Origin of the sequence: Neobacillus jeddahensis (genome assembly GCF_000612625.1) — a bacterium.
Classification (GTDB): Bacteria; Bacillota; Bacilli; order Bacillales; family Cytobacillaceae; genus Neobacillus; species Neobacillus jeddahensis.
Genome location: NZ_CCAS010000093.1, coordinates 1 through 11,070 on the forward strand (window position 1 = coordinate 1; position 11,070 = coordinate 11,070).

General features: G+C 39.1%; 11 protein-coding genes and 1 tRNA gene. 4 read left to right on the forward strand and 8 right to left on the reverse strand.

What is annotated here, in order from left to right:
• Positions 1–295: 295 nt before the first annotated feature.
• Positions 296–454 (reverse strand): hypothetical protein, encoded by a 159-nt coding sequence (locus TY15_RS24520; protein ID WP_157042284.1) that lies wholly within the window; start codon positions 452–454, stop codon positions 296–298.
• A gap of 379 nt (positions 455–833) precedes the next feature.
• Here TY15_RS24520 and TY15_RS21995 point away from each other — a divergent pair, with 379 nt between their 5' ends.
• Positions 834–1,124 (forward strand): helix-turn-helix domain-containing protein, encoded by a 291-nt coding sequence (locus TY15_RS21995; RefSeq protein ID WP_040205128.1) that lies wholly within the window; start codon positions 834–836, stop codon positions 1,122–1,124.
• A gap of 975 nt (positions 1,125–2,099) precedes the next feature.
• Here the strand turns inward: TY15_RS21995 and TY15_RS24525 are convergent.
• Positions 2,100–2,243 (reverse strand): hypothetical protein, encoded by a 144-nt coding sequence (locus tag TY15_RS24525; protein WP_157042285.1) that lies wholly within the window; start codon positions 2,241–2,243, stop codon positions 2,100–2,102.
• Positions 2,244–2,346: 103 nt separating this feature from the next.
• Here TY15_RS24525 and TY15_RS22000 point away from each other — a divergent pair, with 103 nt between their 5' ends.
• Positions 2,347–3,369 (forward strand): hypothetical protein, encoded by a 1,023-nt coding sequence (locus tag TY15_RS22000; protein ID WP_040205127.1) that lies wholly within the window; start codon positions 2,347–2,349, stop codon positions 3,367–3,369.
• A 128-nt stretch (positions 3,370–3,497) separates the two neighbouring features.
• Here the strand turns inward: TY15_RS22000 and TY15_RS22005 are convergent, their stop codons facing one another.
• Positions 3,498–4,469: a tyrosine-type recombinase/integrase gene (locus TY15_RS22005; RefSeq protein WP_040205125.1), complete on the reverse strand. Its 972-nt coding sequence runs from the start codon at positions 4,467–4,469 to the stop codon at positions 3,498–3,500.
• A 196-nt stretch (positions 4,470–4,665) separates the two neighbouring features.
• Positions 4,666–4,762: transfer RNA gene (locus TY15_RS24530), tRNA-Sec, on the reverse strand.
• Between the two features lie 254 nt (positions 4,763–5,016).
• Here TY15_RS24530 and TY15_RS22010 point away from each other — a divergent pair.
• Entirely contained in the window at positions 5,017–5,442 is a 426-nt protein-coding gene (locus tag TY15_RS22010; RefSeq protein WP_040205124.1) for a DUF2621 domain-containing protein, read from the forward strand.
• 60 nt (positions 5,443–5,502) lie between these two features.
• On the opposite strand, the gene TY15_RS22015 is transcribed toward TY15_RS22010, so the two are convergent.
• Positions 5,503–5,985, reverse strand: coding sequence for a CcdC family protein (locus TY15_RS22015; protein WP_040205122.1), 483 nt, complete (start codon positions 5,983–5,985; stop codon positions 5,503–5,505).
• A 167-nt stretch (positions 5,986–6,152) separates the two neighbouring features.
• Positions 6,153–6,863, reverse strand: coding sequence for a cytochrome c biogenesis CcdA family protein (locus TY15_RS22020; RefSeq protein WP_040205121.1), 711 nt, complete (start codon positions 6,861–6,863; stop codon positions 6,153–6,155).
• A 275-nt stretch (positions 6,864–7,138) separates the two neighbouring features.
• Here TY15_RS22020 and TY15_RS23880 point away from each other — a divergent pair, with 275 nt between their 5' ends.
• On the forward strand, positions 7,139–7,315 hold the full coding sequence (locus TY15_RS23880) for an aspartyl-phosphate phosphatase Spo0E family protein (RefSeq protein WP_074432859.1): 177 nt from the start codon (positions 7,139–7,141) through the stop codon (positions 7,313–7,315).
• A 77-nt stretch (positions 7,316–7,392) separates the two neighbouring features.
• Here TY15_RS23880 and TY15_RS22025 read toward each other — a convergent pair whose 3' ends face one another.
• Together TY15_RS22025 and TY15_RS22030 are read right to left on the reverse strand one after the other, a co-directional pair.
• Positions 7,393–9,186, reverse strand: a complete 1,794-nt coding sequence (locus TY15_RS22025; RefSeq protein WP_040205120.1) for an ABC transporter ATP-binding protein — start codon at positions 9,184–9,186, stop codon at positions 7,393–7,395.
• A gap of 1 nt (position 9,187) precedes the next feature.
• Positions 9,188–10,939 (reverse strand): ABC transporter transmembrane domain-containing protein, encoded by a 1,752-nt coding sequence (locus tag TY15_RS22030; protein ID WP_040205119.1) that lies wholly within the window; start codon positions 10,937–10,939, stop codon positions 9,188–9,190.
• Positions 10,940–11,070: the final 131 nt, after the last annotated feature.

Here is an 11,070-nt window from a genome sequence, read left to right on the forward strand (position 1 = left end):
AAAAAAAAGGAGAGACAAATGTCCCTCCGATTGATTGATTTTGAATTTTTTCTGCATGATGTACTTACTTGGTATTTAATGAGTTCGTTCTGACGGCTCATTTTTCTGTGCATACAAACAGCACTAGAATGCAAAACGCACTAGGGGCTGCATTTGATGCTTTTTATGTTAACATATACTTTCCTCCACTATAGGTTGTTTTCTAACACTCACCTCCTTCATATTCAATGCATTTCTTTAGTTTGGTTATTGCAACACCTCCTTAAATTAGTATCAATACTTTTAAATTATGTCACTATTTGTTTAGTGAAAATAAAATTGAAGGGGAACCCCCCATCTCTTTAATAAGTTTTAGAAATGCAGCGTTCATTGTTGTGTCACCTGGTTTATCTCCAGTTAGTTCATTCATGATTATTGCAGGTTCAATTACATTCTCAACTACGAAATTTTCCAAATTAATACACCTCGCTTTCATGGACATATCATATTTATTTAAGGTGTATTTTTTAACATCAAAAATAAAAAACTGTCTTTGACAGTCTTTTTGCTACTTATTCAATTAACCTTAAATCATTTCATCTCCTTTATTTGCTTCAAACATCCATTTTAATAACTGGTTTCTCTATTAAAATTACACTATCGGAAGCTGCTGAATTTCTTAATCAATGGAGAGAATTTTTTTCTAAAAAGTAGAAAGAATCTATTGTAATTTGTTTGCGAAATGGTTTAGATGTTCTTGTACAAGGCATTTAGACGAGTTTACCCTGGTCTATCCTCCCTCCGTTGCTCTCTTGTGGGGCGACATAATAATAACCTTAAAGGAATGATGATAAATGGTTACTCAAGAAGAGATAGATTCTCTTTTAAGAGCATTAGAAAACAATAAACAACCGATAGTTGACGCTGGAAGCTTACCGATTAATCGTCAAATAAAGGTAAAGCGAGTTCATGACAACTTTAATCAAACAGAGCTTGCTAATATTCTTGGTATGGGTGTATCCACTCTTTCGGAAGTAGAGAATGGACGACGACGTATCCCTTACAAATACCGTGAAAAGGTCGAAAACTACCTTTACCGTGAAATGTATTCCGATAAAGAGTTTGTCGGACCAGTAGACCAATAAGAGGAATAACAATGACTGACTACAAACAGGTAATTGACTAACAGAAACAACAAGACATGAATCCTGATTTACCACAAAGCCAGTGAGAAGCAAATGAAGTGCGTATACAAATGCTGGCATTCTCCATAGGGATAAACTGCATTTACTCCTTCATAGTTAACAGACACCCAACTCCAGCCCCACAAAGACCCTATTACAGATGTACTCCCTGTTTATCCTAAAAGGGGCTAAGGGTTTTTTATACCTATTGAGGGGGAGGTTTCAGAGGTCAGGTTTGGACAGAGTCCAGGGTCTTAAATGGGCAAGTAATAAATTTGTATGTCCTCTCTTCCCCTCACCTGTTACACTAGAAAGACTGACGGAAGATTTATAAACAGCCTATTGAGTTGGTGTTCGTCGGTAAGATGACAGCAGCAGGTGAGGGCAAGACTGTCAACGGGCTTGAAGTTTTTCAGCAAAGCGTTTTGAAAAAGTTTTGTGAAGCGGAGCGGAACAACCCTTGACTGACTTGTGGGTTGTGCGTCTCTTATGGGCTTACGGGGTTCTGCGATTGGGATGCATAAATGGCAGCTCACTATCCTTGGGGCATGAAGTAGCAACTAAGGTCAGCCGAAGGTCATTTTCAGACCATGGGTGGGCATGGAACGTCATCCGAACCATTAATAGGGATATTACTGCTCACAGGAATCTGAGCTATTTTTTTGCTTATATAATGAAATTATTTCTATAATAATCATATTGACACTTGGTTTCTCCCGCAGTATCCCATCATGTTTGTAGAGACATTCTGCTTTATGGTATTTGACATTCGACCAGTAGTAAGAGCCCGACACAATTTTTTAGGTGGAGGAATCACTCTCCTTATCCATATGAGTTGGCATCAGTAAGACACCTCCTCCCCCTTATGAATTATGGTGCGTATGCTTATGCTCCTTCAGTTAGAGAAATGGCTGTGGGGCAATAGATACCTACCACCTAAATGGAGACCGTCTTTAATGTAAATAGATAGGTGCTGGCAGTCATCTTGCATTGAATAGTTTTATTAGGCTGATTGGTTTCTACCTTTCTGCTTAGAATAATACACGCATCATTTAAGAGACGAGGGGAGATAATTAACACATAAATCCCCCTCAACCTGACTCTTATTATATATAAGTACTTCCTTTATCTCACTTTACTACTAAGGGTCAAAATAAGGGGGTTTTTAAGGAGGAATCTATTGATGAACCAAGTAACATTGAATCATGAGCAATTCTGTAGCTTCGTTAAGTGGAGTACCGACCACGCACTTAACCAGATAGTAGGAGACAGAGTGGATAAGCTCAGAGACATGGGCATGCTGGAAGTTACCACACAAGGTAGAGGTAAGAAGGCAACATACACATTCATGATACCTGCTAGATTCTGGAGTTTGATTCTGATTCCATCCATGTCTTATAGAGAATGGGGTGAGGAGTACCTCAAAATCCTTGTTGAAAGTAGAGATGTCTATAACAATGGGGATGGCATCTTAGTGAAGTTCACCTCCGAAATCACCCAAGAGCTTGCTGAGAAATATAATCAGGATTACGAGAGCGTAAAGTCTACAATCCGCCGCATCCGAGACTCACTAAAGGAAAATTGCTATATCTGGATGGATGACCCCAACTGCGCTAAAAGCCACCGAGTAAAAGGTAAGAATACTGGCGAATGGATGACTGGCACCTATGCAATTAAGAAGGATGCAGAAGCTCGTTCCGAGTGGAAAAAATTCTTCGACAGGATACTTGCTCATTATCAACTGATTAATCCAGATGCCAATACGGTACCCAATTATCTGTTTGCTGCGGAAGCTTCTCGTATATACCGCTCAGATATGGCACGTTGGTTGAATGTTGAATACTACCGTGTGGCCAAGCGTACCTATGTAACGGACAATCTGACGGCTGATATCAAGTTTGCGAAATTTACATTCCTAGAAACCTTGGATATGGGGATTGTGCGTAAGGAGCTACTACGCCGCCAAGAACACTACAGGAGTTTGTTGGCTGAAAGCAAAAAGCAGGAAGAACGCAGGAAGGAATGGGAGAAGGCTCAGATGCCTTCATTAGAAGAACGCAAAGTTCTACAGAAGCAGATTATACAAGCCGTGCAGACTACTTACAGTCCACCAAGAAACATGAACCCAGAGGAGCAGGAAGCATGGAACAAGATGATTGACTTGGCTGTTGGGTCTACCGCTACAGAAGTCGACGGAGAAGAATAACACGGGGCCACTCCAGGCCCTTTCACTTCAAACAAAGAATCCGTAGGAAAAGTAAGTACCTTGTAACGCTCAACAAATTTAAAGAGCCGCTTTAAACTTAAATGACGGCTCTGTAGTATTTAAATCATTTACTTAAAAAGGTAGTTTACAGGTGAATACGAGTTATGTTGAACTTGAACATCTGTATTTGTCATTTGTATATAGCGTCTTACCATATTCATATGTGAATGCCCAAGAATCCTTTGCAGTGAGAATGGGTCCCCACCATTCAAAATATAAAATAAAGCTGCTGTATGTCGAAATGTATGCGGACTAACCCTTTTATTCTTTATTTGCGCTACCTTTCCGAATAAGGATAAATTATCCCTGACTGTCGCTTCCGACATTCTCTCACCTTCATATGTTAGGAATGCATATTCACTCCCGAATTCTGCTGTTTCCTGCAAATAATCTTCCAGTATTTTAATAGTTTTCAAGGATAGTGGAACAACACGGGCCACTCTAGTCTTGGTATCAGCTGCCTCAAGCTGTATTAAGCCATGTTTAAGGTCAATATTTTGTCGCTTTATATCTACTAATTCACTCACTCGAACCATTGTATCAAGCAAAACAAAAACTATAACCTTTGTTCGAAATCCCGTATAAGAGCTATCATCAATTACTCCAATCAATCTTCTTATCTCTTCTGGTGTCAGGGATTCAACATTATCAATTGGTGCCTTAACAGGCTTAAAACGCTTATGAATAGGCTCTGAAATCCATCCTTTTTCCTCATAACAGAAACGAACGAATGCACGCATTGTCCTCACTCTAATGTTTATTGTGGCAGGAGCGAGCTCCATCTCCTCTGCCATATGACTTATCCATCCACAAAAAAGCTCCATACTCATTTCTTTTTGTTTTAAGTCACCACAAGTATACCGAAGGAAATAATCATAATTAATGTAATACTCCTTAATGGTTCGGCGGGCTAAGCCCTCTGATTTCTTTAGAAGCATGAATCTTTCGAACATTTCACTCATGGTGTAAGAGTCCTGACTGATATTCACATTCGATACAGACGTTTCCCTTTTAAACTTTCGATTAACTTTTCTTTGCATACAAAAAACCCCCTTAATAATAATTAAGCGAGCTACGAACCGAACAGTTTCTTGATAAGTCCTAACCAGTCTTGAATCCCAGTCTCCAACGGTCTTTCGTGAAACTGACAGAAAACTGCGTGGGAAATCCCTATGTAAGTATTAATCTAAGCAAAGGTTAAAAATCATCACAAACCATTGCCATTGTTGACTTAATTGGCGGGACTGTGTGGGAATCGAACCCACCTGACCTGGCACGCAGGTCACAAGCAGTTTTGAAGACTGTGGAGGACACCAGTACCCCATTCAGCCCCGTAGAAAATAATTCAGTTTAAATGCTAGGGGAATTAGCAAACTTACTAACCCTTCTTACATTAAATTATAATACAGTGGAATATAGTATTAATCAATCAAATTAGCCAATTTGTCATTTTTTCGACACCGTTAGCAATGGACTAATACCCCCTCCTACCAAATCACCTACTGAAATTGTGACGAAAACTTGTCATTAATCCTAAAAACAGACTATAATAGAAAATAAACAAATCGGTTTTTGTAGGTGAAAAACATGCTTCAAGGTTGGTTTTTATGGTTTATCTTATTTTGGACAGTAATATTGATTGGTTCTTTTTCCATCGGTGGATTCTTTATGTTCCGCAAGTTCTTAAAAAAGATGCCAAAAGAAGATGGCAAATCCGTCATGGACTGGGAAGAGCATTATGTAAATGAGTCACGGCACCTGTGGGGAGATGAAGAGAAGGCTCTTCTTGAAGATTTAGTCCAACCCGTTCCTGAGCTTTTCCGTGATGTCGCTCGACATAAAATTGCGGGAAAAATTGGCGAACTAGCCGTAAATGAAAAGGCAAACCAAATCACTCAAGAACTTGTGATCCGCGGGTATATTCAAGCAACCCCTAAACGTGATCATAAATTCTTACGAAAGAAACTTTTCCAAAATCAAATTGACGTTACACCTTATGAACATTTATTCTAAACCGTCTCAACAGACGGTTTTTTATTTTTCTCCAAAATAAAAAACACTGACTCCAAAGAATCAGTGTTTGCTTTTCGTACTTTGTAACTCTCGATACAATTTCATATACGAACGATACATCGACACACGCCATGGAACAATCATACTAAATGCCAGTAGGAAGAACATCCCGCTTAACTGTCCGATATCAATCGTACTACTTAGGATGGATTTTAGCACTAGCCGTACCACTAATAATCCAACTAAGATAAAAATAAATGCCTTTGAGCGCTTTAAATATATATCTTGATCACGAATTTCAAACTTAGAGGTTTTAATCAATAAGATTGAAAATAACATCCCCAGAATCACTGCCTCTAATACTTCCATGGAGGTAAGTCGAAATTCGGGAATAAAATACATCAGTGCCCCGCTCGACATAAAAAATGGCGGTAAAATTATCTTTTTCACATTTGTAGGTTTCTTTGCAGCTTTCATGCGGACAAATAGAACCATGAAGCCCATAAAAACTGCACCTATTGAAGAAACAACAACGTAGTTCATGGATTCATTCTTCCCTTATCTAATTATTTACTTACCCATTATATCTCAAATGATGAAATTGGATATAATAATTAACACTATATTGATGTGATTTTTTTATCGCAATCGGAATAGAAAGTAAAACAACCTTCCCTTTAAGATTACGAATTATAGAATGGGAAGGAAGGTTAAAATCCAGTAAAACCACCAAACATACCTTGGAAAATGGTTATGATTTTTGTCATCCAGTCAAAGAAAAGGACAATTCCCATGACAATCATGATATAACCGCCGATTTTCATTATCTTTGCACTGTGTTTCCGAATCGATTTCATTCTGCCGACGAAGAACGATAAGATCAAGAATGGTATGGCAAAGCCTAAAGAATAAGCCAACATGTATACCACCCCAGAGCCAGGGTTTGATGCCGCTAGCAGAATAACTGCCGAAAGAATTGGTCCGGTACAAGGTGTCCATCCGGCAGCAAAGGCCATCCCAATTAAAACAGAGCCCACATATCCGGACGGGCGATTTTTGAATTCAAACCGGCGATCCTTCATCAAAAACTGTGGATTTAAGATACCTACGATGATTAAGCCAAACAGAACGATAAATATTCCGCCAAGCTGACGAATTAAATCCTTATATTCAACAAAAAATCGGCCGACAAAGAAGGAAGTTCCAAATCCGATGACAATGAAAATAATAGAAAATCCTAATAAAAAGAATAACGTATGTAGCAAACTCCGTTTTTGAAGCATAGCATTTTCACTCTTTATTTCACCAACAGACATTCCGGTGATGTAAGATAAAAATGCTGGATAAAGTGGTAAACAACACGGAGAAATAAAACTTAAAAAGCCTGCCCCTAATGCTAAAAATATATTTACATCAGACATATATTAACACTCCTACAATAGTCGATACTTCTACATTCTAACAAAAACTTCCCTCAAAAGATAATGATTACCTTGAATATTTTGTGTCTCAGTAATACCATATTCAAATAATATTCACTTTTTCCAAAAAGAACCACCTAGAATGGATATTTTTTTACAAATTACTTTGAAGTAATTTACAATATAGGTTATACTAGTAAAACAATGCTGTTTTAGAAGTCTTCCATTCTGTTTTTACTTTTATCATAGGAGTTATTCCGGAAAGGATCTCGGCCGTGGTCAAACAGGATTTAATTAAACTAATTGAAAAAAAACGAGCTGAATTAATTCAAGTAGCTAGTACGAGCGGCTTAACTTCCTCCGTAGCAATTCGTTACAGTCAGGAACTTGATCATCTTTTAAACGAATATAATAGAATATATATACAAAAATTCCCCTCTTCTGCTAGTTAATCTTAACTGACATCTTCTATTTACCAACCAAATAGTGTAGAGCATCCAAAAAGCCTGGTGACCCAGGCTTTTTTCTACTAATTTATAACATCCTCAAATCGTTCAACTGCCCCATTTTGGAGAAGATACATTTTATGGTACAGCCCCCTCAGTGCTAATAACTCTTGATGTGTGCCCCGCTCGACAATCTCTCCTTGATGCAGGACGAGAATTAAATCAGCATCCTGAATCGTGGATAAACGGTGGGCGATCGCAATTGTCGTTCGTCCTCTGCGCATTTTTGCTAATGCCGTTTGAATCGCTTCTTCTGTTTCTGTATCAATATTGGCTGTCGCTTCATCCAAGACGAGAATTTTAGGATTAGCGGCAATAGTCCTCGCAAAAGCAATCAACTGCCGCTGCCCACTTGAAAAAGTAGCCCCTCGCTCCACTACCTTGTGGCTATACCCATCCTTCAACTGCTCAATAAATATATGAGCTTGGACAAACCTTGCCGCCTCTTGGACTTGTTCATCAGTAATACCTTCGTTATGGAGACGAATGTTATCCCTGACCGTCCCATAAAATAAAAATGGATCTTGAAGAACAAGGCCCATTTTCACCCTGAGCTCATCCTTTGTAAAATTCCGAATCGATTCCCCATCGATGAAAATCTCCCCACGTTCAAATTCGTAAAATCGCATCATTAGATTAATAATGGAACTTTTTCCGCTTCCCGTATGACCGACAAGTGCGACCGTTTCCCCAGGATTAGCCGTAAAAGAAATGTTCTTTAGTACGTCACGCTGACCATCATAAGAAAAACTAACATTCTTAAACTCAATTAATCCTTCTTCAATAGAAATCTTATGATCCCTTTTTTGAGATGGCGCGATTTCTTCTTCATCCAATAATTTAAAGACACGTGAACCAGCCACGATCGCTTGCTGATATAAGGAAAGCCGCATCATCATTTGATTAACGGGTTCGAAAAAGCGGTCTAGATAGTTGATAAACGCATAGATCACGCCAATCTCCACGCTATGTTGAAATGAGGTAATCCCAAAATAACTTAGGACAATGATAAGCGCGAAAATATAAATGAGGTCTATGGCTGGCCTTAGGAGGAGTCCATCAATTTTTATATTTTTCATCCCAGCATTGTAATGCTGCTCATTGATACGTCCAAACTCATTTCGGAGACGCTTTTCTTGGCGGAAGATTTGAATGATCGCCATTCCTGAAAGTGACTCGGCCAGTTTAGCATTTAACTGGCTTAGTCGCTCTCGCAAATCAAGGTAAAACCGCGAGCTTAATTTTCTGTATAAGTTCATGACAAATAATAAAATGGGGATTATGATTAGACAGAATAAAGCCAGTTTCACATTTAAGATAAACATCGCAACGAATATCCCCACCAATAAAAATGCCCCTTGGATAAACGTAGCAATGACCGTAACAAACATGTCTTTTATTGCTTCTGTATCATTAGTTACCCTTGAGACAATACTCCCTGCTGGTGTTTGATCAAAATACTTTAACCCAAGCGATTGGACCTTTGCAAAAACATCGATTCGGAGTTGTTGAATAATATATAGGGCTATTTCCTGAAATTTCACAAACTGAAAGAATAACAGGATGGCCTTGATGATTTGAATGCCCATGTAAATTGTTCCGAGCAGGAAGAGTGGTCGAAATTCTAGCTTCCCCGGGGTCAAATAATCATCAATAAAGATCTTCACTAAAATCGGGAGGACAATATCACCAATGGTCGTCAGGATCAAGAGGACAAAGGCGACACTGATCATTTTTTTATGCGGTTTTGTATAGGAAAGAAGACGAGCCAATACCTTTTTTTGCTCCCGTTCCGTTAATTGTGCTTGTACTTCCATGTTATTGTCCTCCATGCTCAACCAGCTCTTCTAGTTGCTGGTGTAAATACATTTCCTTATACCATCCCTCATTAGACATCAAATCTTCGTGGGTCCCCTGCTCAATTATGCTTCCATCTTCCAACACAAGGATCAGGTTGGCGTGTTGAATGGCACTTAAGCGATGCGAGGTAATGATCGTTGTCTTCCCTTCACGATTTTGTCTCAACGAAGTTAGAATCGCTTCCTCTGTTTTCGCATCAACAGCAGACAAGGAATCATCCAAAACTAACACCTCAGGATTCATGAGTAAGGCGCGGGCTATTGATATTCTTTGTTTTTGTCCGCCTGATAATGATACGCCTCTTTCTCCAACAATGGTTTGGTACCCCTCTGTAAATTGGAGAATATCTTCATGAATATTGGCTAAGCTTGCAGCACTTTCAATTTCTTCCTTCGATGCCATTGGATTCGCAAAAGCGATATTTTCAGCAATTGTTGCCGAAAAAAGGAAATGGTCCTGAGGAACATAGCCAATGGCTTGTCGTAGTTTTTCTAATTTATAGGCATGTATCGGTTTTCCTCCATACAATAGCTCCCCCTTAAATCCCTCAAACTCTCTAATAAGCAGCTTTAAGAGAGTCGTCTTACCCGAACCTGTTTTTCCGACGATTCCAAGGGTCTCGCCCGCTCGTAGATCAAAAGCAATATTCTTTAAAATAGGTCTTGTTTCCCCAGGGTAGGTAAACTCTCTAATTCTGTACTGAATATCCCCTGTTGGAACGACATCTAAGGCCTGTGCGTCATCCGTAACTTCTACCTGTTCTCTTAGCAGTGTGGCGACACGATCGTAGGAAGCACGCCCTCGTTCCACAATATTAAATAACCAACCAAATGCCAGCATTGGCCATATAAGTAGACCTAAGTAAGTAGTAAATGAAATTAATTCTCCAATTGTTAACTCCCCATTAAGGACGTACTTTGCACCAAAGGCAATCGATAAGAAAAAGGAAATTCCAACAATAATCGAGATTGTTGGGTCATATAGGGAATCTATTTTGGCGACAACAATGTTTTTTCGGACGACATCCTCTGATTGCTTCCGGAAATCTTCAATGTCTTCCTGCTCTTGCCCAAATGTTTTAATTACCTTAATCCCAGAAATACTCTCCTGCGTCTTATCATTTAAAGACGAAAAGGATTCTTGTGCCTTATGGAAGCTCTTGTGGAGCATCGTCCCAAACCAGCTCGTTAACAACGCCATAAAGGGCATTGGAATCAAACAAATCAATGTTAACTTCCAGCTGATTGTAAAGGCCATCGCCAGGATCACGAATCCTCCGGTTGAGAGGGAATCCACTAGCGTTAATACCCCCGACCCTGCTGTTTGTTGAATGGCTGATAGATCATTGGTAGCATGGGCCATTAAATCACCAATCCGACTTTTTTGATAAAAGGATGGGGACAAGGTGGTGAAGTGATGATAGAGACGATCCCGGAGAATTCTGCTCAACTTAACAGATGAACCAAAAATCATAATCCGCCAATAGTATCGTAAAATATACATCACTAGACCCGAGGCAATCAGTACGAATACCCATTCAACCAGCATTGTTTTCGTTATCGAGCCATTATTAATATGATCGGCAATAATTCCTATTACTTTTGGCGGCACGAGCTGTAGAATCGCCACAAATAATAAAATAAGGATTCCTGATATGTACGCTTTTTTCTCCTGTTTAAAAAACCAACCTAATTCTATAAAAACCTTCACAACAACACCCCCAAAGCAATGCACAACCCACTAACAGCTCTGACTTTAAAAGAAAAATCCGAAGCACTGAAGTACCTATTTTACCAAATATTATTAAAATAATAAAGATTTAGAATTATTACGATCAGCAA

Bases quoted from the DNA above. Each gene is read 5' to 3' on its own strand.
- TY15_RS22025 (WP_040205120.1), bottom strand. From the start codon at position 9,186: ATGGAAGTACAAGCACAATTAACGGAACGGGAGCAAAAAAAGGTATTG.
- TY15_RS22015 (WP_040205122.1), bottom strand. From the start codon at position 5,985: ATGAACTACGTTGTTGTTTCTTCAATAGGTGCAGTTTTTATGGGCTTC.
- TY15_RS22005 (WP_040205125.1), bottom strand. From the start codon at position 4,469: ATGCAAAGAAAAGTTAATCGAAAGTTTAAAAGGGAAACGTCTGTATCG.
- TY15_RS21995 (WP_040205128.1), top strand. From the start codon at position 834: ATGGTTACTCAAGAAGAGATAGATTCTCTTTTAAGAGCATTAGAAAAC.
- TY15_RS22020 (WP_040205121.1), bottom strand. From the start codon at position 6,863: ATGTCTGATGTAAATATATTTTTAGCATTAGGGGCAGGCTTTTTAAGT.
- TY15_RS22010 (WP_040205124.1), top strand. From the start codon at position 5,017: ATGCTTCAAGGTTGGTTTTTATGGTTTATCTTATTTTGGACAGTAATA.
- TY15_RS22000 (WP_040205127.1), top strand. From the start codon at position 2,347: ATGAACCAAGTAACATTGAATCATGAGCAATTCTGTAGCTTCGTTAAG.